Annotated in this window: 32 protein-coding genes and 1 tRNA gene; 16 read left to right on the forward strand and 17 right to left on the reverse strand. The window is 55.3% G+C overall.

The window, feature by feature from the left end:
- Window positions 1-10: 10 nt before the first annotated feature.
- From GSQ86_RS12065 to GSQ86_RS12075, 3 genes are all read right to left on the reverse strand, one after another.
- Window positions 11-532 carry a gamma carbonic anhydrase family protein gene (locus GSQ86_RS12065; protein WP_158750201.1) on the reverse strand — a complete coding sequence of 174 codons (522 nt, stop codon included), beginning with the start codon at window positions 530-532 and terminating at the stop codon, window positions 11-13.
- Window positions 533-573: 41 nt separating this feature from the next.
- Window positions 574-1902, reverse strand: coding sequence for an ABC transporter permease (locus tag GSQ86_RS12070; protein WP_216841127.1), 1329 nt, complete (start codon window positions 1900-1902; stop codon window positions 574-576).
- 116 nt (window positions 1903-2018) lie between these two features.
- Entirely contained in the window at window positions 2019-2336 is a 318-nt protein-coding gene (locus tag GSQ86_RS12075) for a PadR family transcriptional regulator (RefSeq protein ID WP_158750203.1), read from the reverse strand.
- 68 nt (window positions 2337-2404) lie between these two features.
- Here GSQ86_RS12075 and GSQ86_RS12080 point away from each other — a divergent pair, with 68 nt between their 5' ends.
- From GSQ86_RS12080 to rpsU, 3 genes are all read left to right on the forward strand, one after another.
- Entirely contained in the window at window positions 2405-3193 is a 789-nt protein-coding gene (locus GSQ86_RS12080) for an ABC transporter ATP-binding protein (RefSeq protein WP_158750204.1), read from the forward strand.
- Window positions 3186-4976 carry a hypothetical protein gene (locus tag GSQ86_RS12085; protein ID WP_158750205.1) on the forward strand — a complete coding sequence of 597 codons (1791 nt, stop codon included), beginning with the start codon at window positions 3186-3188 and terminating at the stop codon, window positions 4974-4976. The genes GSQ86_RS12080 and GSQ86_RS12085 overlap by 8 nt, the downstream gene beginning before the upstream one ends.
- Window positions 4977-5095: 119 nt before the next feature.
- A complete protein-coding gene (gene rpsU, locus GSQ86_RS12090) occupies window positions 5096-5293 on the forward strand; it encodes a 30S ribosomal protein S21 (RefSeq protein WP_129207262.1) in 198 nt (65 codons plus the stop codon).
- Between the two features lie 202 nt (window positions 5294-5495).
- Here rpsU and GSQ86_RS23485 read toward each other — a convergent pair whose 3' ends face one another.
- Window positions 5496-5654 carry a hypothetical protein gene (locus tag GSQ86_RS23485; protein WP_254062368.1) on the reverse strand — a complete coding sequence of 53 codons (159 nt, stop codon included), beginning with the start codon at window positions 5652-5654 and terminating at the stop codon, window positions 5496-5498.
- On the opposite strand from GSQ86_RS23485, the gene GSQ86_RS12095 reads away from it, so the two are divergent.
- A complete protein-coding gene (locus tag GSQ86_RS12095; protein ID WP_254062361.1) occupies window positions 5643-5879 on the forward strand; it encodes a CxxC-x17-CxxC domain-containing protein in 237 nt (78 codons plus the stop codon). The two genes, GSQ86_RS23485 and GSQ86_RS12095, sit on opposite strands and share 12 nt — an antisense overlap.
- Window positions 5880-5906: 27 nt before the next feature.
- Here the strand turns inward: GSQ86_RS12095 and GSQ86_RS12100 are convergent, their stop codons facing one another.
- Complete coding sequence (locus GSQ86_RS12100; protein WP_158750207.1) at window positions 5907-6380, reverse strand: response regulator; 474 nt, start codon at window positions 6378-6380, stop codon at window positions 5907-5909.
- Window positions 6381-6455: 75 nt separating this feature from the next.
- On the opposite strand from GSQ86_RS12100, the gene mtaB reads away from it, so the two are divergent.
- Together mtaB and infC are read left to right on the forward strand one after the other, a co-directional pair.
- Window positions 6456-7817: a tRNA (N(6)-L-threonylcarbamoyladenosine(37)-C(2))-methylthiotransferase MtaB gene (gene mtaB / locus GSQ86_RS12105; protein WP_216841128.1), complete on the forward strand. Its 1362-nt coding sequence runs from the start codon at window positions 6456-6458 to the stop codon at window positions 7815-7817.
- 144 nt (window positions 7818-7961) lie between these two features.
- Complete coding sequence (gene infC / locus GSQ86_RS12110; RefSeq protein ID WP_158750446.1) at window positions 7962-8576, forward strand: translation initiation factor IF-3; 615 nt, start codon at window positions 7962-7964, stop codon at window positions 8574-8576.
- A gap of 139 nt (window positions 8577-8715) precedes the next feature.
- Here the strand turns inward: infC and GSQ86_RS12115 are convergent, their stop codons facing one another.
- Together GSQ86_RS12115 and GSQ86_RS12120 are read right to left on the reverse strand one after the other, a co-directional pair.
- Window positions 8716-10041: a hypothetical protein gene (locus tag GSQ86_RS12115; protein WP_158750208.1), complete on the reverse strand. Its 1326-nt coding sequence runs from the start codon at window positions 10039-10041 to the stop codon at window positions 8716-8718.
- A 143-nt stretch (window positions 10042-10184) separates the two neighbouring features.
- Window positions 10185-10496 (reverse strand): hypothetical protein, encoded by a 312-nt coding sequence (locus tag GSQ86_RS12120; protein WP_158750209.1) that lies wholly within the window; start codon window positions 10494-10496, stop codon window positions 10185-10187.
- Between the two features lie 348 nt (window positions 10497-10844).
- On the opposite strand from GSQ86_RS12120, the gene GSQ86_RS12125 reads away from it, so the two are divergent.
- From GSQ86_RS12125 to GSQ86_RS12135, 3 genes are read left to right on the forward strand one after another with little or no spacing between them, the layout of a single operon-like run.
- Window positions 10845-11321 (forward strand): lysozyme, encoded by a 477-nt coding sequence (locus tag GSQ86_RS12125; protein ID WP_158750210.1) that lies wholly within the window; start codon window positions 10845-10847, stop codon window positions 11319-11321.
- Complete coding sequence (locus GSQ86_RS12130; protein WP_158750211.1) at window positions 11314-11778, forward strand: DUF4231 domain-containing protein; 465 nt, start codon at window positions 11314-11316, stop codon at window positions 11776-11778. Before GSQ86_RS12125 ends, GSQ86_RS12130 begins: the two co-directional genes overlap by 8 nt.
- 38 nt (window positions 11779-11816) lie before the next feature.
- On the forward strand, window positions 11817-12467 hold the full coding sequence (locus GSQ86_RS12135; RefSeq protein WP_158750212.1) for a hypothetical protein: 651 nt from the start codon (window positions 11817-11819) through the stop codon (window positions 12465-12467).
- Window positions 12468-12482: 15 nt separating this feature from the next.
- Here GSQ86_RS12135 and GSQ86_RS12140 read toward each other — a convergent pair whose 3' ends face one another.
- The 3 genes from GSQ86_RS12140 to GSQ86_RS12150 all read right to left on the reverse strand — a co-directional run bounded on the left by GSQ86_RS12140 (window position 12483) and on the right by GSQ86_RS12150 (window position 15896).
- On the reverse strand, window positions 12483-13475 hold the full coding sequence (locus GSQ86_RS12140; protein WP_158750213.1) for a toll/interleukin-1 receptor domain-containing protein: 993 nt from the start codon (window positions 13473-13475) through the stop codon (window positions 12483-12485).
- Window positions 13476-13548: 73 nt separating this feature from the next.
- Window positions 13549-14829 carry a glycoside hydrolase family 99-like domain-containing protein gene (locus tag GSQ86_RS12145; protein ID WP_158750214.1) on the reverse strand — a complete coding sequence of 427 codons (1281 nt, stop codon included), beginning with the start codon at window positions 14827-14829 and terminating at the stop codon, window positions 13549-13551.
- 116 nt (window positions 14830-14945) lie between these two features.
- Window positions 14946-15896 carry a carbohydrate kinase family protein gene (locus GSQ86_RS12150; protein WP_158750215.1) on the reverse strand — a complete coding sequence of 317 codons (951 nt, stop codon included), beginning with the start codon at window positions 15894-15896 and terminating at the stop codon, window positions 14946-14948.
- 116 nt (window positions 15897-16012) lie between these two features.
- Between GSQ86_RS12150 and rpmI the strand changes: the two genes are divergently transcribed.
- Window positions 16013-16210, forward strand: coding sequence for a 50S ribosomal protein L35 (gene rpmI, locus GSQ86_RS12155; RefSeq protein ID WP_158750216.1), 198 nt, complete (start codon window positions 16013-16015; stop codon window positions 16208-16210).
- A gap of 168 nt (window positions 16211-16378) precedes the next feature.
- Window positions 16379-16750, forward strand: coding sequence for a 50S ribosomal protein L20 (gene rplT, locus GSQ86_RS12160; protein WP_158750217.1), 372 nt, complete (start codon window positions 16379-16381; stop codon window positions 16748-16750).
- A gap of 283 nt (window positions 16751-17033) precedes the next feature.
- Here rplT and GSQ86_RS12165 read toward each other — a convergent pair whose 3' ends face one another.
- The gene (locus tag GSQ86_RS12165; protein ID WP_254062335.1) at window positions 17034-17687 is read right to left on the reverse strand and encodes a deoxynucleoside kinase; all 654 of its coding nucleotides are present in this window, start codon (window positions 17685-17687) and stop codon (window positions 17034-17036) included.
- Window positions 17688-17782: 95 nt separating this feature from the next.
- Here GSQ86_RS12165 and GSQ86_RS12170 point away from each other — a divergent pair, with 95 nt between their 5' ends.
- Window positions 17783-18517: a polysaccharide deacetylase family protein gene (locus tag GSQ86_RS12170; RefSeq protein WP_158750218.1), complete on the forward strand. Its 735-nt coding sequence runs from the start codon at window positions 17783-17785 to the stop codon at window positions 18515-18517.
- Between the two features lie 206 nt (window positions 18518-18723).
- Here the strand turns inward: GSQ86_RS12170 and hemL are convergent, their stop codons facing one another.
- From hemL to GSQ86_RS12190, 4 genes are all read right to left on the reverse strand, one after another.
- Window positions 18724-20037: a glutamate-1-semialdehyde 2,1-aminomutase gene (hemL, locus tag GSQ86_RS12175; protein ID WP_158750219.1), complete on the reverse strand. Its 1314-nt coding sequence runs from the start codon at window positions 20035-20037 to the stop codon at window positions 18724-18726.
- Window positions 20038-20077: 40 nt separating this feature from the next.
- A complete protein-coding gene (locus GSQ86_RS12180; protein WP_254062336.1) occupies window positions 20078-20605 on the reverse strand; it encodes a hypothetical protein in 528 nt (175 codons plus the stop codon).
- 9 nt (window positions 20606-20614) lie between these two features.
- Window positions 20615-21274, reverse strand: coding sequence for a hypothetical protein (locus tag GSQ86_RS12185; protein WP_158750220.1), 660 nt, complete (start codon window positions 21272-21274; stop codon window positions 20615-20617).
- 204 nt (window positions 21275-21478) lie between these two features.
- Window positions 21479-21739, reverse strand: a complete 261-nt coding sequence (locus GSQ86_RS12190; protein WP_158750221.1) for a hypothetical protein — start codon at window positions 21737-21739, stop codon at window positions 21479-21481.
- Window positions 21740-21981: 242 nt separating this feature from the next.
- Between GSQ86_RS12190 and purM the strand changes: the two genes are divergently transcribed.
- From purM to GSQ86_RS12205, 3 genes are all read left to right on the forward strand, one after another.
- The gene (gene purM, locus GSQ86_RS12195; protein ID WP_158750222.1) at window positions 21982-23019 is read left to right on the forward strand and encodes a phosphoribosylformylglycinamidine cyclo-ligase; all 1038 of its coding nucleotides are present in this window, start codon (window positions 21982-21984) and stop codon (window positions 23017-23019) included.
- Window positions 23016-23636: a phosphoribosylglycinamide formyltransferase gene (gene purN, locus GSQ86_RS12200; RefSeq protein ID WP_158750223.1), complete on the forward strand. Its 621-nt coding sequence runs from the start codon at window positions 23016-23018 to the stop codon at window positions 23634-23636. The genes purM and purN overlap by 4 nt, the downstream gene beginning before the upstream one ends.
- A gap of 101 nt (window positions 23637-23737) precedes the next feature.
- Window positions 23738-23814, forward strand: a tRNA-Pro gene (locus GSQ86_RS12205).
- A gap of 24 nt (window positions 23815-23838) precedes the next feature.
- Here the strand turns inward: GSQ86_RS12205 and GSQ86_RS12210 are convergent.
- Together GSQ86_RS12210 and GSQ86_RS12215 are read right to left on the reverse strand one after the other, a co-directional pair.
- Entirely contained in the window at window positions 23839-25086 is a 1248-nt protein-coding gene (locus tag GSQ86_RS12210) for a tyrosine-type recombinase/integrase (RefSeq protein WP_158750224.1), read from the reverse strand.
- Complete coding sequence (locus GSQ86_RS12215; RefSeq protein ID WP_158750225.1) at window positions 25083-25589, reverse strand: hypothetical protein; 507 nt, start codon at window positions 25587-25589, stop codon at window positions 25083-25085. The genes GSQ86_RS12210 and GSQ86_RS12215 overlap by 4 nt, the downstream gene beginning before the upstream one ends.
- A gap of 163 nt (window positions 25590-25752) precedes the next feature.
- On the opposite strand from GSQ86_RS12215, the gene GSQ86_RS12220 reads away from it, so the two are divergent.
- Window positions 25753-26010: a helix-turn-helix domain-containing protein gene (locus GSQ86_RS12220; RefSeq protein ID WP_158750226.1), complete on the forward strand. Its 258-nt coding sequence runs from the start codon at window positions 25753-25755 to the stop codon at window positions 26008-26010.
- Window positions 26011-26076: the final 66 nt, after the last annotated feature.

Consider the following 26076-nt stretch of genomic DNA (forward strand, 5'->3'; position numbering starts at 1 on the left):
AAGGAGTGGCTTACCAGTTCTTCTGCTCCTCGAGATAAATCTTCGTGTAGTCCAGATAATTCCGCGCATATTTCAGAATCTCATCACGATCATCCGAAGTAAGCTCGCGCCGCACTTTTCCCGGAACACCGGCCACCAGCGAACGCGGCGGAATCTTCGTCTGTTCCGGAATCACCGCACCTGCCGCAATAATCGACCCCTCGCCGATATGCGCGTTATTCAGGATCACCGCGCCCATTCCGATCAGGCACGCATCCTCAATCGTGCATCCATGCACGGTCGCATTGTGGCCGATCGTCACATAATTGCCCACAATTACTGGATAGACATACCGCATGCCATGCAACACCGCGCAGTCCTGGATATTCGAGTGTGAGCCGATGCGAATGGAATTCACATCGCCGCGCACGACGGCATTCATCCAGATACTCGAGTGCTCGCCAAGCTCCACATCGCCCAGCACCTGGGCGGAAACATCGACGTAACAACTCTCAGGAATCACCGGCGTATGTCCCTGATAGGAACGGATCATGGCTCAAACCTCCGCATACTCCAGTGTAGCCAAAGATGCGGTCAGGTGCGCGCTACCTCCGGCGGCCGGAAAAGCGAATGCCAGGAGGCATCGAGATAGAGCCAGCGCTGCGTGGCAAACCAGCTTGTCGGCAGCTCCGGCACATGAAGGAAGCCATGCCCCACAACGCAGATCAGCTCGGTGCCATTCCACGCCAGGAAATTCCTAGAAGGCTGGCCAACATGCACCGGGTGACGCAAAATTTCGAGGCACACCGGGCACCGCCGCCGCTGATCGCGCAAAACCCACCGCAGCGACGCCAACATGCCCCCAAACGCAACGAAGAGCTGTACCGATTGCGCGTCCGAAAACAACTGCGCAACATCCAGTGAAGCGAAGCACACCAGCGGCACAATCAATGCAATCTTCGCGGTAAAGAAAAGCCATCGCCGCAAGCGCAGAGACAACGATTGCTGGTGCGGATTGTATGGATATTCTCCCAGCGGCAAGGAAGTAGTAGCTGGCAGAGCCAACAGCGCTAACAGCGCAGCAAATGCAAACAGAACAAAGGGCTCACGATCATAACGATTGACTGACACGCAGCCAAAGCCGTCGATATCGCCGTCCTTTTGCGGCACGCTCATATGCCATCGATTCTCTGACGTATCCCGCGTAAGCGATGGCTGCATGCGCGCCGCAACATAGCCCATGGCAGAAGGCGCAAGGCTCTTGACCCGGCTGTCGTTTTCAAGCAGCCATGCGTCCGCTTTACCTGGAAGACGCCATGCCTCCGCAGATACGACTCCGATAATCGTTGCCCTCTCTCCCATCACGAATACGGTGCGTCCCACAATATGCGGATCTGCGTGGAAATATTCTCGCCAAATTGCACGACTCAAGATAAGCCTCGGTGAAACGTCGTCCGCCGTGCGCAATCGCGCCGGGAAATCCGACGCCTGCAATACGGAAAGCAATCCATCCGACCCACGGATAACGGAAATCTCAATCTCCGCTCCATGTCCGGGATGAAGCCGCTTGCGCACAACCTGGTAAAACGTCAGATCAGAGAAAACCTTCTGCGCTGCCTGCTGCCAGTAGCGGAACTCGCCCAGCGTAATGCTCGGAGCTGGAGTGTGCGAAGAGCCATCTCGCGAGACGATCACCAATGAGCGTGCATCGCTGTATGGCTCAGGCAGCAGAGATACGCGCACCGCGGGAATTAGAAACGCAATTCCAAGGCTGCCCGCTGCGGCAACCAGGAGGATGAGCAGACAAATCACCGGGGAAGAAGCCAGCGTATGTGTTCGATACTCGGGCGCCTGCCCAAGATCCTTTCGCAACAGGTAGGCATCCTGAAAAGCCCCGGCCACAAAGGCAGCCGTCGTTCGCATCGTGCTTTCACCTGCAACGTGCCAGAGCTCCGCAATCCACTCTTTACGCCAGGCCTCCCGCTCACTCCTGGGTACCATCCCCGAAACACAACGAAGAGCCAAAGCATAGAGGCGTCTCATACGTGCTCCACCTCGGGCAGCGGAATCATCTTCTCGAGCAGCGGATAGCGCTTTATAGAAGCGTCGAGCGTCGCCTTCCCTGCGCGCATCACTTTGTAATATTTCCGCGGCGGCCGCTGCTCCGCTGTGGCAATCGACTCCGCCTCCCACTTCGATTGGATCAGTCCGTCGCGCTCCAGCCTGCGCATCGCCGGATACACCGTGCCACTCGGCAGCCCTGTCATCTCCATCACGCTGAAGCCGTAGATATACCCGGCGCTGATGGCACGCAGAATCAGCGCCGCGGTATGCGAAAGTTTTGCCTCTGCGCCCATGCCCGGCATTCTACCTATGTAGCATGCTACTTGACAAGCTATTAAGTAGTTTGCTACATAGGGTAATCATGAATGCTGTTCCCGTCCTCGAATTGCAGAATGTCACCAAGCGCTACCGCGGCATCGCCGCCGTAGAAAACGTCAGTTTTCAGCTTCAGGCGGGCGAAATCACCGGCTATCTCGGCCCCAACGGCTCCGGCAAATCGACCACCGTCAAGATCATTACCGGCCTGCTGCAGCCCAACCTCGGCAGGGTGCTCTTTGAGGGTCACCCGATTCACGACGACATCGTGGCTTACCGTGCGAGACTCGGCTATGTACCGGAAGAAGCGCATGTTTATACCCATCTCTCCGGCCTCGAATACCTGCAGCTCGTAGGCCGTCTGCGCGGTATGACGGAGAAATTGATCGCGCTCAAAGCCAACACTCTGCTCAAGCTGCTGGCGCTCGAATCCTGGCGATACTCGCCCATCTCGCTCTATTCCAAGGGGATGAAGCAGCGCGTCCTCATCGCCGCCGCGCTCATGCACAATCCACAATTGCTCATCTTCGACGAGCCGCTCTCCGGTCTTGATGTAGTTTCGGCGCGCCTCTTCAAAGACCTGCTCTCGGCTCTGGCCGCCGAAGGCAAGGCAATTCTTTATATCTCGCACGTCCTCGAGGTCGTTGAGCAGATCTGCAGCCGCGTCATCGTCATCGCGCAGGGCAATATCCGCGCCAATGCCGCGCCTTCCGAGCTGACCTCGCTGATGCAACTACCCAGCCTCGAACGAGTCTTTGCGCAACTCGTGCAGCAGGAAGACACGAAAACCGTGGCCAGCGAAATGGTCGAGGTCATAAGGGCAAACCATGCTTAACGTCTTGCGAAGAATCGACGAACCCGAGCACCCCGTTCTCTCACTCACTGTGCAGGCCAACATGGTGCAGAAAGAAGTTGTCCAGATGGACAGCTTCTCCGTCCTGGTTCGGCATTTCTTTGACCGCTTCTTTGATAACCCGCTCACTTCGCTCGAAGGCGAAAATGCTACCCGCATCGCGCAGATACTCTGCATCATCGCAGTACCGGCATTGTTGTTCGCTCTCACGCTCATTCCGTCGTACTTTATCTTTCCACCGAATACAGCCCCGCGTGGTTACTGGCCGCGCGTAAGCGATCACTACTTCTATGTCATGTATGCCAGCATGGCACTGGGTGCAGGAACTGTCTTCGAGTGGGACATGCTCTTTCCCGATTTTCTCGACATTCTGGTCCTGACGCCGTTACCCGTTCCTGCGCGCAGATTTTTCACCGCCAAGATCGCCGCACTCGGCAAGTTTCTCGGATTGTTCCTCATCGCCAGCGGCTGCCTGGGCACAATCTTTCTTCCGCTAATCGCAGACGAGCCCAGCCTTATACGCCACTTGGCGGCCCATATCATCGCCATCACAGCGGGCGGTCTCTTCACTGCCTGCTTTTTCATCTCGCTGCAGGGAATTCTGTTAAGCCTGTTGGGAGAAAAACTCTTTCGCTGGATATCACCCCTCCTGCAGGCAGTCTCGCTGGCCAGCCTGCTGATCATCGTCTTTCTCTTTCCCTTGATCTCGCAAAACCTGCAGCTACTCCTCACCTCCGGCAATGCGACAGCCCACTGGTTCCCGCCTTTCTGGTTCCTCGGGCTGTATCAGGTGATTCTCGAAGGCAGACAAGCGCTGCCTGTTTTCGGCCATTTGGCGGCAACCGGCGCATGGGCGCTGCTGATCATCCTCACCCTTACCTGCCTCAGCTATCCCCTGGCTTACTGGACAAAGATGCGCCGGGCTATCGAAGGCCTCGTACAGAAAACCGGGCGCAACCGCATCGCCGAGGCAAAGGACTATATCCTGCACAAGATTCTCATCCTTCGGCCACCGCAGCGGGCCGTCTATCACTTTGTCAGCCAGACGCTGAAACAAGCCCCGCACCACCGCGTCTATCTCTCGCTCTACGGAGGCGCCGGACTTGCCCTCCTGCTGGCCACTACCATTCAGCTCCAGCAGCATAACGGTCACATCGCTCTTGCTTTTTCCAGCTACGGCCTGCGTTCCACCATTCCGGTAGTGGCATTTCTGGCCATCTCCGGCCTCAAAGCTGCATTTCTTTCACCGGTGGAGTTGAAGGCGAGCTGGCTGTTTTCCGCCATCGGCACCCGGCCTGACCGCAACCACATTGCCGCCACACTGCGGTGGACTTTGCTGCGAACCATCTTCCTCACCGTTGCCACCCTGCTTGTGATTGTGCTGCTCAGCCCTTCGCTTTTTCCGGCCGCTTTGCCCATCGCCGCGCAATTGCTCGTAGCCCAGGGACTTTGCCTCCTGCTCGTCGACATCTTCTTTCTCCGCTTTTTATCCGTGCCGTTTACCGTGCCTTTGATCTACTCCAAACGAAACCTGGCCTTTTATGCGGGAGCTTTCCTGGCATTATTCGGGCCTTTTATCTTCACAGTTGTCGACGCGGGTTTCTGGATGGAGCAGAGGCTGTGGCATCTTCTCATCGCTGCAGCTCTCATTTTGATTGCCCATGCCCTGCTTCAGCGCTGGCAGCGCAGCATAGTCGATGAGCGCGCCAGCCTCCCGGAAGACTTCGATTTGGATGAATTTCCCCAGCGTCTTGGCCTGTCTTAATGAATCAAGACACTCACAAGCTGTTCAATTTAAAGCATTTAACTTATTAGGAGAATCCGATATCAAACCCTGATATTCTAGAGGAACCCTAACTGGGTCGGTTTGGAGGTGTAGTTCAGTTGGCAGAGGTTCGTGTGCAGGAAGGCGAGCCGCTGGAAAATGCGTTACGCCGGTTTAAGCGGAAGGTACAGCAGGAGGACATCATCAAGGAAGTCAAGCGTCACTCCTTTTATCTAAAGCCCGGTGAAAAGCGTCGTGTAAAAGAGGCGCTGGCACGCAAGCGGAATCGTAAAAAAGCTCGCAAAGAACAGGACTAATCACCTCTTTCAAACATTGCAGCCCCGTCATGAGTTACTATGGCGGGGCTGAACTTCAAGAACGACCTGTCGCAGTCCCATCGGCGTGCCTCTCGGTACGTCATACCGGTTCCCCTTGAAAAACCGGTAGTCGCCGCTCCTCACCGCGGCCGGGCCCCTTTTTCCTATTGTTGTCCGAGGTTAATCGCTACGATTCGTAGCTTTAATTCACTATGCCTGTGAATTGGGTACTGAGCCGCTGCTGCGGTAGCTCTGCAGCGCGACTGGGGAACGCGAGATGGAATTCGTCGATAAAATTCTTAAATGTGTCGATTGCGGGAATGAATTCGTATTCACCGCCGGTGAGCAGCTGTTTTTTCATGACAAGCAATTCAGGAATGATCCCAAACGGTGCAAGCTCTGCAAAGCCAAACGCGCTGCCGGAGGTTCCTCCGTGCGCGCGGAAACACGTACCACGTGCTCGGAGTGCGGCCAGGAGACGACCGTGCCTTTCAAACCGACACAGGGACGTCCAGTGCTTTGCCGTGAGTGCTTTCAGCGTAAACGGATCGTGCCGGTAGCTGCTCAGCCACCGGCAGTTCTGTAAGTTTAGAGTTTCGCTGAATTCTAGGGATCAGCGCGCGGCTGCTGCTTTGCGCGCGGGAGGACGACTCTTTTTGGGCTCAGCCTCGGAAGATGCGCCGACCAGCTCCAGGCCCTTGTCTTCCGCCTTGCGCTTCTTGTCCTCGTGCGTCACCAGCAGGGCCTCGATCTGCACCAGCAGGTCCTGCGTATTCATCGGCTTCACCAGCATCTCGTCAGCGCCCTGCTCCCGCCAGTCTGAACCGGGCATCGGAAACGCTGTCAACATCGCAACCGCCGGCTGATACGGAGCCTTCTTCGCCGCCTGTACCACTTCCAGACCTGCGCTTTCGCTTTCCATGCGCATGTCGGTCATCACCATATGGTAGGTGCCGTTCTTGATCTTCGATTTTGCTTCCCGCGCTGAGGCCGCTGTCTCTACTTCGAATCCATGAATCTCCAGCACCGCCTTCAATGTCAGCAGAATCGCAACCTCATCGTCTACCAATAAAATGCGCCGCTTCATACACACTCCTAACCTTTACTTCACATCTGGGAAAAGAATACAGCTCCGACCGCAAACCACGTTTTGTCAGCTTACATGAGGGGCTGCCAAGCTGCCATTGTTACACTAAACAACGTGGCAGAATACCATGTCGAGAACTTTGGATGCCGATCCAGCCGTTCGGACGGCGAAGCCATCGCCTCCGGACTGCGCCAGCGCGGACTGCGCCCTGCCACGGGCTTTTCTGAGGCAAATGTCGTCATCGTCAACACCTGTAGTGTCACCGCAGACGCTGATAGCGGGGCCCGGGCGTTCATTCGCCGCGTTCACCGCCAGAATCCGCAGGCAAAAATTGTGGTAACTGGATGTTATGCTCAGCGCGCCCCCGAGGAGCTTGTCGCGTTAAATGGCGTAAGTGCGGTCATCGGTAACAGCCACAAGTCTCTGGTTGCGCCAGGCATTACAGAACCATCGAGTTTCATCCCGCTCGCCCGTCTCGTCAACAACATTCCGGTCCTCGCCGACGAAAATTTCGCCCATGCCGATCTGGCGACGCTCCCCTTTGCCGAGGACGCTGGCCAGACCCGGCCAAATCTGAAGGTGCAGGATGGCTGCGGCAACCGCTGTTCCTTCTGCATCATTCCAGACACCCGCGGACCCAGCCGGTCAGTCTCTCTGACGGAATGCCTTTCCTCCGTCCAGCGGTTCGTCGCCAACAGTGGACAGGAATTAGTGCTTTCCGGCATTAACCTCGGCCGATGGGGCCGGGATCTGAAGCCCGTACACCCCTTCACCGATCTGGTCGCCGCCATTCTTGAGAAAACCGCGCTGCCTCGACTGCGCCTAAGCTCTATCGAACCAATGGATTGGACGCCGCAGCTGCTCGCGCTCTACGCCATGTATCCGGAGCGCCTCGCCCATCACGCGCACCTGCCGCTGCAGTCAGGATCTGACACGATCCTCCGGCGCATGTACCGGCGCTATCGTCCTTGGCACTACGCGGAGAAAATACGGCAGATTCGCAATCTGCTGCCCGATGCCGCCATCGGAGCCGATGTCATGGTGGGTTTCCCAGGCGAAAGCGATGCGCTCTTTCAGGAAAGCTACGACTTCATCGCCAGACAGCCATTGACATATCTGCATCTTTTTCCATTTTCTCCGCGTCCCGGAACTCTGGCCGCGGCCATGCCGCCTGTTCCGGGGCGCATAGTCGAGGAACGCATGGCGAGCCTTCGTTCTCTCGCCGATCAGAAGAATTTGGCGTTCCGCCAGCGCTTTATCGGACGAAAATTGACAGCCGTCACACTCAAGGGCGGTCACCGGGATACCACCCCAGCGATTTCCAGTAATTTCATCAAAATAGAGGTTGCAACGCTCTGCCCGCCCAATCACACTATTCCGGTGCAGGTCACGGGCTTAAGCGAAGCCGGTCTTTATGCGAACCCGGTAAAAAATTAAGGCCAGGTACGGGATGGGGCTGAATCTAAAATCTCGTCGATTTTCCCCTGATTCTTCTTGCCTGCAAGCAGCATCTCAAAATAATGGGCCCGCTTGTTATACTGAGTAGGTACGTGGCGCTGCCACAAACTTTGGAGGAAAACCATCGCACAGTTAGATAAACGTTCGGCTAAGCAGTTTATCCGTATCAACGAAAGAATCCGCGCCCGTGAAGTGCGCGTGATCGACGACAAGGGCGAGCAGCTCGGCATCATGGTGCCATTCGACGCGTTGAAGATTGCGCGCGAGCGCGGTCTCGACCTGGTAGAAGTCTCACCCACTGCAGTCCCGCCTGTCTGCCGCATCCAGGATTACGGCAAATTTCTCTACGAGAAAGACAAGAGCGAGCGAGCTGCGCGTAAAAAACAAAAAATTATTGTCGTCAAGGAAGTCAAGTTCTCTGTCACCGTCGACGAGCACGACTATCAGACGAAGAAGAATCAGGCTGTCCGCTTCCTGACTGAAGGCGACAAGGTAAAAGCCTCGCTGCGTTTCAAAGGCCGCCAGATGGCCCACCGTGAGCTTGGGTACGCGATCATCAACCGGCTCATCCAGGACATCGGCGATGCCGGCTCAGTGGAGTTCATGCCGCGCATGGAAGGCACGACGCTTCACGCAATTCTTGCTCCTGGTAAAAAGGAAGCGCCGAAGAGGCCAGCCGCTCCCAAACCGCCTGTTGCGCAGGGAGCCATTCCGAATACCACCACGGCGCAGTCGTAATTCGATCTCGCAATTGAAAAGGGGCGCGAAATCGCGCCCCTTTTGTCCTTAAACATCCAGAGAATCGAAGTCATCCTGAGCCGAGGCGCGAAGGATCTCAGAAAAATATTCGCGCTTGGATGACCCCCTCATTACGACGTCAGTGCGAATAATTTCGCGCAAATGTATCGCCCGGCAATCCCTCATGCACCGCCTTACTTCGCAATCGAAAAGCATCTTCCTTTTCCATGGGCGACCCCAGAGTCACCAGATACGGCGCTCCATTCCCCTTCGGCGAGAAGACGCCGGCTTGCAGATCAGAGTGCTTATCGTTGATCGTTTTCGCCTTGTGCTCCGCCTGATCCTGGTGGTTATAGGTGTACGCCACTACCCGCCAATTCCCTGTCGTCGACGCAGCAGCCGGTGCAGCCGCGACCGGGACAGCGGGCGCCGGAGTCGGAACTGCAGCTTTTTTGGTCACCGTCTTCTCAGGAGTGGATGAAGCCAGGGGAGCCGCATCCGGAGGCGCCACCACAATTTGCCGCGGAGCTTCGGAACTGTGCATCATCCCATGCACGACGAACGCCACAATCAGCAGGAGCACAACAAAGCCGCCCACGATCCATGCCGTGCTTTTTGGCAGGCTTCTACGCGCAGGCAACGGCTCGTCCTCCAGCACAGCCTCGGTTTTCACCACAGGCTTCGCCACCGGCGCCGTCGCCACTACGGGTTTTTCCTGCTTCTCAGTTGTGGCAGGCCGTACAGGAGGCGCAGATGTCGCCGGTGCAACAGCAGGACGCAGCAAAGCGGCAATCTCATCCAGTGTCGCCAGCCCGCTCCACGCCCGCCGCACCACTTGTACAAACGTACGCGGCAGTTGTTGCAGCGAAGAATCGCTGGCATCCAGTGGTTGCCGGGGAACACGCTGCGTCAAGCACTGGTAAATCAAACTACCCAGTCCCTGCACATCACGCGCGGCATGCTGTGTGAAAGCAGCATCCGGAGCAATCAGTAGCAGGTGATCGCTGCGCAGCTTCACTGTGTCGCCGGCCGCCAGTACGCTCGCCGCTTCAATGCGTTCGCCTTCATGACGCACGCAAACCAGCCGCTCTTTGTGAATCGCAACCAGTGCGCCCACCACGCTCTCGGCAACTTCCTTTGTTTCTTCCGCAGTCAGAGCGCGAGTTCGCAGCACATCGTCCAGATTTTCCTCGGTGAATTCCATCACCGCATACACTAGCGGCGTTTCACGCAGGCTCGTAGTCCCCGCTTCCAGGATCGCGGCAACGTTCCTGTCTTTGACCTTCTCCGCAGCCCGCAGCCTTTCCAGCAACGCCGCTTCATCGTTCAACGACTCGGTCAGGCTGATGACAGCCGGCTGCTCATCGAACTTCGTCTCAAACCATCCGCATCTTCCCTCGGAACGCACCAGCTTCCCCAGCGAATAGCGGCCTTCTACAACGTCAGACTCAAAATCACTCCACAAAACGGCAATCTCTCTTTATGAATTTCGTTCGTATGTATCGAGACGTGGCCATGCGCGGGCACGCTTCGGCACCCTCACGCAAACGGCGGATCAGGCAGGGAAAAAAGAAGAAAATGAGCAATATCCTGTTTTATCAACAGGCGCTACGCTACTGAACTTTCAGGAGCAGCCGTGAGCCGCGGCGCAGTACTGGCTCTCGCCAACAACTGCATGCCCTCCTGAGCCAGTTCGCGCGCCATTTTGCGCAGCTCATTCGGACGTTCGTTATGGATGTTGGTTAACTGGAACAATGCCACTGCAGCTTTCAGCTTCGCCACGCCTTCAAATGCTGCGGAGCCCGCGCCATTAGCGGCCTGCACAACATTATCAATCGTGACTTTGAAGACGTCGTCGCCTTCAATCACAAACGCTACAAGGTATTTTTCCGGCGCTGGGTTGTACGGATTGGTCGCCATGTCACAGATCCTTCATTGAGGGGATACCGGATACTTCGATGCACTCAGCCAGCAAAAACGCTGCGTACACGTTGTACCTTTCATCGTTAGTAAAGAACAGATGATGAGCAAAATGCTAATGCTCTCCGCATTTTTCATGTGTCAGTTTTGATTCCCCCTTCATTCACGCGCGTGTTTGAGCACCGAAACCTAACCGGAAAGAAGACCGACACAACTTTTTGGCAATCAGAGGCTGCTTAAACAGACACTAAGGATACGATCGCAAGACGATAGCACACCATTCACCAGCATGCTATGCTGGCTGCCAACTTCCCCCATAGTGACAAACCCTTGCGGAAAGGATCACGCATGAGCGTCAACAATTTCACCTACAGCAAAGATGGGCTCACACTCACCGAGCAGTTCGAAGGCTGCGAGTACACCGCCTATCAGGATCAGGTCGGCGTATGGACAATCGGCTATGGACACACCGGCAGCGGCGTTGCCGCAGGACTCACCATTACCCAGGATCAGGCCGATGCCCTGTTATTGAGCGATGTAGCCGCCGCATGCGCCTATGTGAATCAAGTCGTCAGTATCGCTCTCGTTCAGGAAGAGTTCGATGCCCTCGTTGATTTCGTCTTCAACCTCGGTCGCGGAGCCTTCGCCGGGTCCACTCTTCTCAGAGAGCTCAACGCCGGCAACTTCACCGCCGCTGCCGCCCAATTCGATGCCTGGGATCACGCCGGAGGCCAGGTCGTAGCAGGACTGCTGCGCCGCCGCCAGGCCGAGACAGATCTCTTTGAGAGCGGCTTAACATCGCAAAGCAATGTCACCAATGGCTAACCCTGCCGCTCTTCCCGATACTCCGGCCTTCGGGCGCCTCGAAGACCAGATCAATTGGTACGGCAGCAAGAGCCGCAAAATGCGTGGCGCTTTCAAGCGGATTAAAGTTACCGAGATTCTCTCCGCCGCTTTAATCCCCTTCCTCGGCAGTTTGCCCTTCGACTGGCTGAAGCCTCATCTGGTCCTGATTACAGGTGCACTCGGCGTTCTCATCACGATCCTCGAAGGCATCCTGCACCTGAATCAGTACCAGGAAAACTGGACCAACTACCGCTCGACTGCCGAAGCCCTCAAGCACGAAAAGTACCTCTACCTGAGCCATGCCGGGCCTTATGCTGAAGCTGCGACACCCGATGCCATGCTTGCTGAGCGTGTCGAATCCCTGGTTTCACAGGAGCATTCGCAGTGGACCAATATTCAACAACAAAGCGTTAAAACACAAGGAACGACCAAGTGATCGCCACCCTTTATCCATGATCTCCGAGAGAGACCGTCATGCTAAAACCTATCTTCATCAGCGTGGGAAAGACCTTCACCCCCGAGCAGGAAGCTTTCGTTACGGCAGTTGAAAATTACCTGCACGCCCAGGGACTCGAACCACGCACCATCGGCAGAAACTACTTTCGCAACGATCAGCCTCTGAAAACCGTAACCGAATGCATGCAGGAGTGCGCCGGTGCCATTGTCATCGCTTTCGAGCGTATCCATGTGGACAAGGGTTCAGAAAAGCGCGGCAGTCCAGACGCAACCGAACTCTCGCAGATCAATTTTCCAACCGTCTGGAACCAGATCGAAGCAGCCCTGGCTTACGCAACACATCGCCCTTTGCTCGTCCTCGTCGAAAACGGATTGAAACTCGAAGGCCTTCTCCAGACTGGATACGATTGGTGGGTCCAGCACGTGAACTTAAATCAATCATCACTGCTTTCGTCGGAATTCGCGCAGGTCTTCAGTGATTGGAAAGCCCGTTGCACCGAAGCTCAGAACGCCCCTGCTGCGCCTCCTGCCGTCTCCGCAGCAGAGCTTTCTATCAAAGACCTTCTCGGAAGCCTGAAGGTAGGACAGCTCTGGGCACTTCTGGGAGCCCTGGCTGGCGTTTTATCTGCAGTGGCAACCGCAGCCTACAAGCTCGGGCAGGCGCACTGATCTCTAACGAACCCGCTACTGTGCACGCACGAATTCAAACTGGTGAACTGTCCCGGGGCGTTGAGCATACGCGTTGTTGATCGTCACATTGAGCTTCCCGTCGGTTCCTGCCGAGATCGACAACGTGGCCACGCGGCCTTTTTCCTGTCCGCTGTCATTCGACAGAAAGCTCCAGGTCGCCTTGGCCGTCTGTCCATCGAACGTGGCATTCTGTGTGCCCCAGTCGCAATTAGCCGGCTTGCAAACACCCCACGCATGAACGGCGAGTTGATTCCCTTCACCCGAAATGTCTAACTCCGCGACTGAGCCAAGCCCATTCGGATTCGTATCGGTCCAGTGTCCGTTGAGCGCCGATCCGCCGGACGGTTTATGCAGCACAAAGAAGATAACCAGGCCGATGACGACTACAGCTAAGGCGGCTGCTCCGGCAATTAGCGGCATCTTCGATTTTCTCTTCGCCGGGGCGGCGTCCGCAGCTGGATGAGGCGCTGGCAATTGTACCGGCACTGTCGCATGAACAGTATCGGTCTCCGTAGCCTTTGTCGCGTGCACATACTGCGTCAGCGCCTGAACCAGCAGCTGCACATCTGAATTCCACCGCGCATGCGTGATCTCGACGCTATTGCGATACGCGAAGTCTTTCAAATTGTCTGGAAGCTGGTCAGCATGTGGCATGCGCGCATCGTGTACCAGCACAGGAATGACCGGAACATTGCGTAGCAGCGCAGAAGCAATCTCCAGCCTTACATAGTCATTCGAATCGTCAAGCCGCCGCTCACCGCTTGATCCCGTAATCGTCGTCCACTCCGGTCCAATGACCGCCAGTAGAACCCCGCAGCTCGAGACATTGTCATCAATCGCCTTACGAAAATCCGTTCCCGGTCCGATACCGGCCACATCCATGAAAACGGCGTCTCCGCCAAAAGCCCGCGTAAGATCGTCAAAAAGTCGTCCAGCTTCGCCTTCCGTATCGTCACGGCGATAGCTGATGAAGATTGCGTGCGCCACAGGTCTTTCCTCCGCCTGCACAGAATAGGTGGCATCTGCCCGAAGAGCAAGAAAATGTATCTGCTACAGGCGGCTAATCTTTCACCGCTCGTAGGAGTGCCTCCAAATAGCTGTATCCCCAATAAGAATCCGGCAACAGTACGTGATCTTCGGTCCACTCATTCCACGCGGCAACATACACCAGCTTTGTATGGGCATCCGAAGCTACCACATGCCGAGCTGCGCGCACTACGCGCTCAAATTGATCTGGCGACCGGTTGATGGCAATCGCAGCAAACTCCCCAAAGCGGGGACTGTCATCCCATCCAACCGAGCAGCAGGGAAAGAACGGGACTTCCAGCGTCTCCCGCATCTTCTTCCAGGCAGCAATCCCCTCCGCCGCCCCCACGCCATAAGGAATCCGCGATCCAGCCGGCTTTAATCCATAGGTCCAGCCAAACGTACCGTACTGCGTCGCACTATCGAAGCCAAGCTGCTTCAACTGCTTCGCATAGCGGTCATATCCATTGCAGACCTGCAGATGCAGCTTCGCAAATCCAAGCTTCATGGCTCGCTCTCGCATGCGATCCAAAGCACGCCGCGTCCCGTCTACCTGCAGTTGCTCTACCAGCTTGCCCGCGTCAAAGATGGCAAAGAGTGGAGCATCATCGATGCGGAAATAATTCGGCTGATTGAAATAGTGCTCCGCGCAATAATTCGTGACCTTCTCAAAATCCTCGATCGAATGCGTCTGCGCCAGCAGAATCGCAGCATCGTTCGGTGAACGGGCTGGATATACATTCTTCCAATCATGATTCGCCCACATCACGGCAAATTTTAATCGTGCGCGATTGTCAGCCTTTAAAAATCCCTGCTCCAGTTGCTCCTGATAGAACTGCGTTCCGTTATGCCAGTACCAGTCAATCAGCCAGACATCCACGCCATGATCAGCAGCCAAATCGATCTCCCGCGACGCCCACGCCGGATCGGCCTCGTCGTAATACCCCCAGAGCGGATAATGCGGCATCGTGTGTCCAGGAAAGAGCGTCCGCGCATTGCGCAGCGCATCAAACTCAGTCCAGCCCTTGCCGAAGCGCGCCTCCATATACGGTGAGGCATGCCAGCTTGGAAAGTTATAGACCACCACCTGAATATCAGTAGGCCTGCTCAGCTCCGCCGTTCCCAGAGCCGCATGCATCCGCTTTTCGGAAAAATATCCGGCCTCCGCCTCGGGCCCGATCAGGGTGGAGGGCATCTCGCTGTGCACTGGCGTGCCGTTTTGTTTGCTGTCTGTGATTTGTGCGGCGGCGTTCTCAGCAATTCCTGCCGCCATGCCTGCCTGTAAAGCTGACTTGAGAAAATTCCGTCGTTTCATCGCGAAGATAAATCTAGCATCCACCGCAAAGCCATCATCGAAGCGCTGCAACAGCGAAACAATCAGAAATTTTTAGGTAGAACTTTAGGCTGGCAGATAGATGGCTCGCAAAACCCCTACCGCATCCGGTCCGAAACATAATAGGCCGCCCGATACCGCGTTCCCGTCGCCATCAGTGTCTCGATCGCCTCAACTGGCTGAATCCCGCCGCGCGCGCCCGATGCCATGCAGTTCAGCGCCGCCGCCGCACAGGCAAAATCCATCTGCCGCTCAAGCGGCCAGCCCTGCAGCAGGCCGTAAATAAACCCGGCATGAAAGATGTCTCCGGCGCCCGTCGTATCCACTACCGGCACGCAATAAGCTGCCGCGTGATGGAACTCCTTGCCATCCCACGCCAGCACGCCATCCTGCCCCAGTGTCGCCGCCGCCAGAACGGAGCCGAAACGCTCGTGCATACTGCGCAGCGCATCTTCCAGATCATCCATTTCCATCAATCGAACAGGAAAATCGCGGCTCACAATCAGGTAGTCAATGTTCTCCAGCAGCTCTTCCACGCCGGGATACGGCTCGTCCAGATCGCCAATCACCGGAATCCCCGCCTCGCGTGCCCACCGCGCCGCCAGTGTCGCTGCCGCCGTGTCGTGGCCATCCACATGGAGAGCCCGCGCCTGTACCACCCATTCACGCTTCAGATCGCCCGGCTGCAGCACCATGCGTTCATCGCGGCGGCAGAGCACCGTCCGCTCGCCATCGCTGTCCACCAGAATCAGCGACTGTGGGCTCGCGCCACCCGGAACAATCAACAGGTGCGACTCCACCCCGGCCCGTGCAAATGCCTCCTGGTGAAGTGTTGCTGCCGTGTCATCGCCAAGCTTGCCGATATACCGCGACTTCAGCCCCCATTGCTGGCAGGCAACCACAGTCGTAGCCACCTGCCCGCCGGGCAGCACGCTCGCCGTGCGATATTCAATCTTGGCACCCGCCTTGGGAAAGGTAGTGAGGGGGATAAGTGTGTCCGTGGCGTTCAACCCGACGCCCACCAGGTCCACTTTCGACGCTTTCGTCATAGAATTAAATGTAAACGAAATGTGAATGGTTCGGCATCCCTTCCGGTAGCAGAAAGCCGATACTTCCCGTATACTGGGTGATGTTGTACTTACTGTTTTTCTAAGCAGGGAAAACCATGCCCAAATTGAAGACACATCGGGGCGCCGCCAAGCGCTTCAAAAAGACTGGCACCGGCAAAATCAAGCGCGGTCAGTCCAAGATGCGCCACATCCTCACGTCGAAGGAAACCAAGACCAAGCGGAAGTTAGCTCACACCGCCTACGTCTCGGATGCCGACTACGCGAAGGTAGCCCGCATGATCCCATACGCCTGATCCATTCCCTCGGGAATGAGGTTCCCCGGTAAAGCGTTCCGGTTGGGGCCCCGGCCAGCAATGGCCGAGCGATTCAGGTTTGAAAGCGAGTGAAGAGGTTAAAGCCGGGATATCCCGAGCCTCCTGCCTCCAGCCGCTAAACGAAACACGCAAAGGAGAACCAAAGCAATGCCCCGCGTAAAACGTGGAACAAAACGCAATGACCGCCGCAAAAAGATCCTGAAGCGCGCGAGTGGTTATTTCCTCACAAAATCGAAGCTCTACCAGGCAGCCCAGGAAGCCGTTGAACGCGGCCTGAAATTTGCCTACAGCGGCCGTAAGCAGAAAAAGCGCCAGTATCGCTCCCTCTGGATCGTGCGCATCAATGCTGCCGCCCTGCAGAACGGTATCAGCTACTCGCAGTTCATCCATGGCCTCAAGACGGCCGGTGTTGATCTGGATCGCAAGATCCTCGCCGACATCGCGGTCAACGACGCGCCGGGCTTTACCGCTCTCGTCGAGCAGGCAAAGTCGGCACTCAGCAAAACCGCAGCGGCCTAAGCAATCTGTAATTCAGTAAAAAGGGCGCGATCTTCGCGCCCTTTTTGTTTGCCCATTTTCTCATGCCGTCATTCTGACGACCAACGGGAGGAAGAATCCATGAAATATATCACTTCGCAAAAACGCTTCATGTTTCTAGAGAATCCGTCAAAATAAGTAGATCAACCCGCAGCGCCCTTCCCTAAAGGGTGGGAAAGCATGAATTCAATCCTCGAAAAACGTTGTCATCCTGAGCGAAGCGACCGGAGGGAGCTCAGTCAAAAGACCTGTAGTTCTCCTGTTATCAACCGGCAGCATTCTCACCCAGGGGCAAGAAATACTGCTTCCCCTTGATAGGCTCCGACAGCCGCTTCATCAGCAGTTGCAGGTCTTTGGGATTATTCACAAAATCGATATCCGACGTACTTACCACCAGCAGATCGCTCGCCGAGTAGTGAAAGAAAAAATGCTCATAAGCAGCGATAATCTGCTCAATGTACTCGTCACTGATGTCGCGCTCACCAGCCGCGCCCTTGCGCTTCAGCCTCTGCTTCAGCACCTCAGGCGTGGCCTGCAGATAAATCACGAGATCCGGCGCAGGCACCTGTTCGCGAAACATCTCGTAATAGCGGTTATACAGAGCAAGTTCTGCGTCATTGAGATTCACATACGCAAACAGCTTGTCTTTTTCAAATATGTAGTCTGAAACAATCGTGCCCTTGGCGTTCTTGAGCGGTTTGAGCTGCTCGTACCGCTCCATCAGGAACCACATTTGCGCAGCATACGCCATCCCCGACTCAGCCCCATAAAAGCGATCGAGAAATGGATTATTTTCCGGCTCAACAATGTGCTGGGCTTCTAAGTTTCCTGCCAGCATGCGTGCCAGTGACGACTTTCCGACACGAATCGGCCCTTCCAGGGCGATAAAACGCGGTTTTTCTGAAGTTTTGGCCATCATAGATCTCTTGGGCGAATAAAAATCGAAAATATCATGCTACTCGGGAAGATGCCACTCGAACCTTTCCCTTTCGGTAACAGGCTAAACTAAACCCAATGCTCGCTACCATCGCCACAGCCGGAGCCGCGGTCACGCTCGCGGCCGGAGGCTACGCCTACGCAGCCATGTGGCCCACCTCGCAGATATTCGGAAAAGCCATTATCGGGGGCGGCGACCCCAATGAATTTGCCCTGACCTACGATGACGGCCCGAACGACCCCTATACGCAGCAATTGCTTGACGTCCTCGCGCGTAACAACGTCCACGCTACCTTCTTCCTGATAGGCCGCTTTGTTCGCCAGCGGCCAGACATAGCCCGCTCCATCCGAGCCGCAGGACATCTCGTCGGCAACCATACCACGACGCATCCGGTGCTTCTCTTTCAATCGCCAAAGCGTGTGCGTGACGAATTAACCGCCTGCAATGCAGCCATCGAAGATGCTTTGGGAGAGCCAGTCCGTTACTTTCGACCACCTCACGGAGCACGCCGTCCTGACGTTCTCCGTACCGCGCGCGAGCTGGGACTGACTCCGGTGCTGTGGAACGCCATGGGATACGACTGGAAGCCAACGACCGCCGGGCAGGTCCTTGCAAATCTGCAAAAGGGCATCCGTCGCAATCGGCGGAACGGAGCAGGCTCCAACCTGCTCCTGCATGACGGCGGACAAGCCGGAATCGGCCAGGACCGCAGCCATTCCGTAGCAGCTACCGCTCAGCTGCTATCCGAATCTTCAGGCATCCGCTACGTGACCGTGGACGCTTGGTCTTTGTCAAGTGGTAGTGGCGGATAAGCATTGTAAAATCAATAGCTTATGTCTGCAGAGAATTATCGGATAAATTGATAAAATAAGAATAAGAGGTGTGACCTTTTCGGATCACACCTCTTCGTTATGCGCAAACTCTTGAAAATAAATGATCTCCGTACACAGGAGTCAGTCTAAATCAAAGAAAATAAAGAATCTCCGTACAAAAGACCGGGGGATACCCCCCAATCACATCATCCGACGATAGCCGCGAAAGTTTCCCTTGCCGCAGCAATGGTAATTTCGACATCATCCGTCGAATGGGCGGCACTCAAAAACGCTGCCTCGTACTGAGAAGGAGGCAGCCACACGCCGAGGTCGAGCATGGCGTTATGAAAGTGGGCAAACGCCGCCGTATCCGACGTGGAAGCCGATTCGAAATCCGTCACATGGTTTTGCGTAAAGAACCAGGTAAACATCGCTCCAACGCGATTCGTCGTGAGCGGCACACCCGCTTTGGCTGCTTCCGCGGCAACACCATCAGCTACGGCGGCACTGAGGCTTTCGAGCCTGGCATATACCTCCGTGCGATGCTCTTTCAGATAGCCGACCGTCGCAATGCCGGCGGCCATCGCCAGCGGATTGCCGCTTAGCGTTCCTGCCTGATAGACCGGACCCAGCGGCGCCAGCATATCCATGATCTCCGCGCGCGCGCCGAAAGCGCCACAGGGCAAACCACCGCCCACGATCTTGCCAAGCGTCGTCATATCCGGCTGGATGCCGTACAGCTCCTGCGCTCCACCATAAGCCACCCGGAAGCCGGTCATCACCTCATCGAAGATCAGCAGAGCATTCTCTTCCCTGGTGATTTTGCGGAGAGCCTCCAAATACCCGGACGCGGGTGGGACGCAGCCCATATTACCCACAATTGGCTCAAGAATAATGCACGCAATTTCGCCGCGATGCTCGGCAAAAACCGCTTCCACGGCAGAAATATCGTTAAAAGGCAACGCGAGTGTATAACGGGCAACGTCGTTAGGAACCCCAGCAGATCCGGGTATCCCAAACGTTGCCACTCCGGAACCAGCCTTCACAAGGAGCCCGTCGGAATGGCCGTGATAACAGCCTTCAAACTTGATGACATAATCGCGTCCGGTAAAAGCCCGTGCCAGGCGGATTGCCGACATGGTTGCTTCCGTTCCCGAGCTGACAAAGCGCAGCTTCTCCACCGACGGATAAGCCTCAACCACTAGTTCAGCCAAATCGCCCTCAGCAGGAGTAGAAGCACCGAAGCTGGCGCTCCTGGCCGCAGCCTGTTGAATCGCGTCGACGACTGGCGGAAAGGCGTGCCCAAGAATCATGGGTCCCCACGAGCCGAAGTAGTCGATATACCGGTTCCCATCTGCGTCCCAGAGATAGGCTCCATCACCCTTGACTGCGAAAGGAGGATGTCCTCCTACGGCACGAAAAGCGCGCACAGGAGAATCAACACCGCCGGGAAAGAGCCTTTCGGCGCGTTGCTGTAGTTCAGTAGAACGCTGGATTTTTCGTTTGAGGGAAACAGGCATCACCCGATCAGTATAGGGTGATGCTATCCATTTGCAGAAACTACATCACTTCAGCTAAACGAGGAAGCAAGCCAGCATGGCTCGTCTCATATAACGCAAGCACCCGACGCGTCATAAGGTAATAAGAAGAAGCGGCCTGCTGAATATAGAAAGGTGCGCGAATGTGACTACGGCGAATCATCATGTCGAAGCGAAGGCAGAAGATGGCGCGCTTCAGCTGCATGGCGTCGTGGCGCATACGCTCAGTGACAATCACGCCCTCTTCAAAGTTCCAGCGCTGTACATAAGCCGCAAGGGCGATCAGAAGATCGGCATTCCGGCGCATGCAGCGCAGGCCTTCCATGCCGCCCACAAGACCCCAGAGATGCTCGGGTTCTAACTTGACCTGATTTGCTTTTGGCTGAAGATTATCCAGAGCGACAATCTCCAGGCCACGAGCATGCAGCGGCTGCATGCGAGCCACAAGATCGTCCCATGAAACAGAACGTAGACGTTGTACGCTGACCTGAGTATAAATCAGGCCGCCGGCGAGAAAAACAAAGAAACAAAGAAGAAATATTGAAGTCACGGCCAGCTCTCAGCGAGAATTTTGAGCACTGCTAACCTGCGTAGAATCGTATTGAACCCGTGCATGTAAAGCAAGAAGATAATTCTGCATTTCCGGAGAAAGAGGCTTTCGTTCCGGCTCGGCGACTGAAAAGGTGGCGATCCAATACATCACGGCAAGGATGTAGGCTGATGTTCGGATATGTTCAAGCATCGTAAAATCAGCAACATGCGCCGCCCCAAAATAACTGTGCGCGACGTCGACCCCAACTGATACGAGAGACCATAAAGTCAACCCGGTTCCGAGGCTCATCACGTAGTTTCTGGGTACCAGACCGAGCCGCTGTGCAGAAACCCGCATGACGAGAAAAAGCTCGCAGAACAGCAGGCTGGTAAAAAGAAAAGCGCGAATTCCCCATGTGTCAGCCGAGCGATGGACCAGCGGATGTACAGCAATTGTAAGACCTGCTGCAAGGAACGCCCCCGCCAACCCCCATAAAAGAAAGGTGGATCGCGCATCCTGCACCCAACTCCCGGTCGGCCGCAATACAACATGGGTAATCTCAAATATCAAGGCAATCTGCAATAGAAAATCGAGAGAAAACATCACCCAATAAACTGTGGAATAAAAGACCGGATTAAAGCTCAGGATGAGATAAGCGACAATATTCTCAATGACGTAATAGCCCATCCACGCTGTAAAAATGGGAAACTGTCGCCATCTCTCGCGGAAAATCAGAACAAAAAACAGAACAGCATTCCCCGCGAAGCTCGCTGCCCACAGCGCATTATCCAACAGCGACACTTTCATAGGGGCATGGTACGCGCATTTTCAGTGATCCTGAATAGAGAAAATGCGCGCCCCGGGGGGAAGCTTTAGACAATGGAACATCTTTTAAAGTCTTGTACCCTTTCCGTGGCCGATAGGGCAAGGAATACCACCGCCGGGTCCGAACGAATTACCACCTTTACCTGGCTGACCAATAGGAACTGGAATACCGCCGCCAGGTCCAAAACCATTCTTGCCACCCTGACCGATGGGGCAAGGAATACCGCCGCCGGGTCCGAATTTGGCGGCATGGGCCACTGCGGGTGCGGATGCCAAAGCAAGTAGTGCAGCGAATATTGCAGAGCGGGTCACCAGTGACTGTTTCAAGAGAATCTCCAGTAGCGCAGGAAGCGCTCCACTAAGCGTATCCATAAAGGTGCGCTACCCGGTAAATTTTTCCGAGACAAATGTGCGACAAATCACGACACCCGCTTTGGGGATTGCGCAGCCGATAAGACCAGAATCCTCGCCCAAAACCCGGCCTCCGGCAGCCGGGCGGATGCTAAACTGGCTTTTCCAGTCTTAATACCTTGTCGAATGGAATTGCCTTGTCAGAGCAGAAATCCAGCATGAGCCACTCTCCAGTCACCTATGCCGATGCCGGAGTTGACATCACCAGCGGCGACCGCGCCAAGCAACGAATTAAATATCTGGCGCAAAAAACCTTTACCCGGAATGTGTTAAGCGAAATCGGCGGTTTCGGCGGCCTTTTCAAGCTGGATACGACCAAGTATCAGCAGCCGGTGCTGGTTTCAAGCGCCGATGGGGTCGGTACCAAGCTGAAAGTCGCCTTCGAACTGGGTATTCATCACACGGTGGGTGCTGATCTCGTGAATCATTGCGTGAACGACATTGCCGTGCAGGGAGCGGTTCCTCTCTTTTTCCTCGACTACCTTGCTACTGGCCGGCTGGATGGAGAAGTCACGGAAAAGATCGTCAGCGGACTGGCCGAGGCCTGCCGCGCCAACGGTTGCGCTTTGATCGGCGGCGAAACTGCGCAGATGCCGGGCTTTTATTCTGACGGTGAATACGACTTGGCGGGCTTTATCGTAGGCGTGGTAGAGCGCGAGAAGATTATCACCGGAGCCAGCATTCAGGTGGGCGACGTTTTGATCGGATTACCCTCGACTGGCCTGCACACGAACGGTTATTCGCTTGCTCGCAAGCTATTTTTTGAGGTCGCAGGATATAAGGCGGAACAATACGTGAATGCGCTCAAAGAAAAGGCGGGCGTGGCTTTGATGAAGACTCACCGCAGTTACCTGAGTATCATCAAGAAACTTACTGCAAGCGACTACGTCACCGGCATGGCCCACATCACCGGCGGCGGTATTACGGAAAACCTGCCGCGGATACTGCCGAAGAGTATTTCCGCTCAAATTGACCTTGGCAGCTGGCCGGTTCTGCCCATCTTTGATCATCTGCGCGATCTCGGTAATGTTCCACAGGACGAAATGCTGCGCACCTTCAATCTTGGCATCGGCCTGATTGCCGTGGTCCCTGCAGAGAAGTTCAAGCGGGTAAAGTCGATGCTGGAGCGGGCAAATGAAAAGTTCTATGTCATCGGCAAGACGGTTAAGGGTGATCGCAAGGTGATTTATCAGTGAGTGCGCGCAAGCGCCTTGGAATTCTTCTTTCCGGGCGCGGCTCAAATTTTGTTGCCATCGCTGACGCTATCTCGGGTGGCAAATTACCGGGAGCCGAAATCGCAGTCGTCATCTCGAATAAAGCCGATGCCCCTGGGCTTGCGGCGGCACGCGAACGAGGCCTGAATGCAGTTGCGATCGAAGCCGGCGGGCGCAAACGCGCAGAGCATGATGCTGCAATCATTGCTTGTCTGCGCGAGCACAGCGTAGATCTGATCTGCCTTGCGGGCTACATGCGCCTGCTCTCGCCGGAATTTGTATCCAGCTTTCCGCAGCGCATCCTGAATATTCATCCTTCATTGCTGCCTGCGTTTCCTGGCCTTGACGCTCAGCGACAGTCTCTTGCTTATGGAGTCAAAGTCGCAGGCTGCACTGTGCATTTCGTCGATGAGCAGCTCGATCATGGGGTCATCATTCTGCAGAAGACTGTACCGGTAGTCGATACTGACGATGAACACACGCTAGCCGCTCGCATTCTCGAACAGGAGCATGTTGCCTATGCCGAGGCCATCGCACGTGTACTCTCCAATAAGTACAGGATTGTTGGACGTCGGTATCTTCCGGTAAGCGAGACGTGATGCACTTCTGAAGTAAATCTTCTGATAAACTGGATGAAGTTCGCGCAATAAAGAAAGGCGCTCACCAGGACGCTTTTCGCGCTGACTGTCTGCCACACGTTCGGGGAGTGGCTCAGCCTGGTAGAGCACCTGGTTCGGGACCAGGGGGTCGGAGGTTCGAATCCTCTCTCCCCGACCATCTTTCGTGTTTAAATTCAATAACTTACGCCAACTTGGGACGTTTGATGTCACTAAATGTCACTAGCGCTCCCTTGGAACTCCCATTCTCTGCCGGTTTTCTCGTCCTCGAAATGATGCCGGAAGTGACTCCATTCCAAGCCAGAGAAGCGGTCATATCGTCGTCCTTCATTACGTGCGCATAGACATTCAAAGTGATCTGGCTGTTCGCGTGACCGAGCCTTCTACTCACAATCGGGAGAGGCACTTTTTCGCTCAACATCGTTGACGCGTTTAGGTGTCTCAGCTTGTGCAGTGATCCCTTGACGCCAGCCTCTCTCATGAAGGCGCTGATGCGATTGGTGACCTGATTGGGCTGGTAGTAGTCGCCCTCGGGAGTCGGAAACACCAGATTGTTGTTTTGGTAGTCTTCGCCGTACATCTCTTTTTCGAGCTCGAGCTGTTCACGATGTTCACGCAGGATGGTGAGCGTATCTTCTGAAATTCGGAACGACCGGCTCTTCCTCGACTTCGGAGTTTTGATTTCCCGTCCGACGTTTGTCTGCGAAAGCGCCTTCGAGATGGTGACCATTCCTGTCTCGAGGTCGATATCAGACCACTTGAGCGCCAGCTGCTCACCGCGCCGGCAACCAGTGTCAGCAGCGAACACGCAGAATGCGTAGTATCGAGTGCCGCGGATTCGCTGCAAGAGTCTTTCGAAATCCTCGAGCTGCAGAATCTCGACTTCCTTCCTGTGTGCGGCGGGTCGGTCGACATCCTCCATCGGGTTGCTCTCGATCAGTTTCCATCGTCTCGCCTTATCGAGACACTGCGAAATAAGAGCACCTATCTCGCGCACACTCTTCGGTGACAGCGGCCTGCCCTTGGGATGATCCTTCGTTTTGATTCCGCCTCTCGTCAGCAACGTGTGCAGGTCCTGCTCAATGCGCTGCGGAGTGAGCTTCTGCATGGGTACATCGCCGAACATGCGGATGGCGTAGCCAGCACGTTTCGCGTTCTGTTCCGCGGTCATATTGCCCCAGTGAGCAGCGCCGTGTTGCTTCAGCCATGACGTGAAAAATGATTCGAACGTTCGCGAGTCACTCTGGACAGTGTGACCCTTTTCGAAAGTGGCAATCGCTTCGCGCATCTTTGCTTCTGCTTCATGTTCGGTCGTGAATCCGCTGCGCACAACCTGCTTGCGCTTGCCTTCGCGGTCCCGGCCGACGTTGATCACATACGCCCACGAAATGCGCTTGCCTTTTAACTTGGTTTTTCTGATTGAGCCTTTCACTTCTTCGTTCCTTTCTTTTTGGTTTTGCCGATGGCCTTCTGAGTTGGGACGCCATGCGCTACAGCGGCCGTCATAGCGTTCGTGAGCTTGTGGACGATGGGGTTCGGAATACAACGTTGTGCGAAGTCTCCGATAGAGTCCAACAGCTCATCGGCAGCCTTGCTGATCTTCGGATCGCCCGAATAGTCGAAAGCGCCCAGCACCAGCAACGCGCGCTGCATAAACAGCAGCTGTTTCTGTCCTTCGAGCTTCTTGACCACGTAGCCGTGCTCAATTCTGCTTTCTGTCTTTGGGACCATGATCAGTTCGCCGCCGAGTTTCTTCGAGAACTCTTCCACGTAAATTGCTAGAAACTTCGCACCCAGGTCGGGCCGACCGTTTTCGTCTGCGACCTTCGAGAGACGCAGCAGCACATCCCCTTCCGGCGGAGTGATGGTTTCGTATCGCGCTATCGTACTGATGGCCGTCTTCAATACCTCGACAGCGAATCTCTGTTGCGTCATGCCCATATGTTTTCTTAGCTGGACAAGCGCTTTACTTGTGGCGTTTCGTTCCTTGTCGTCGTATGTCATACAGGCACATAATAGCACCGAAAGAAATAGCTTGTAGTGAAATACTATTTCATGCTATTTTTTATTCCGACTTCAATGAAGGAGGGTCCGGTCGATGAAAGCCCGTCAAGATGACAAGGTAAGAGCAACCCTAAAAATTTCCGAGGCCGCTTTGATTGCGGGTACTGGCGAGAAGGCAATTCGGAAGGGTATCGAAGACGGTTCGATTCCACATCTACGCTTTGGCCGGAACATTCTGATTCCGAGATCAGCCTTCATGCGTTGGCTCGACAATCCCGGCGCAGTGAACGGCATTCAACCACGGATCACCAAAAAGACGGCAATGATCGATCAGCCGATTTCGTCACAGTAGACGCACATGAAAAAGCCGTCGGCATAACCCGGCGGCTTAGTCACTTCACTTGTTTGGGAGTGAAAG

Source organism: Acidobacterium sp. S8 (assembly GCF_009765985.1).
Lineage (GTDB): Bacteria > Acidobacteriota > Terriglobia > Terriglobales > Acidobacteriaceae > Alloacidobacterium.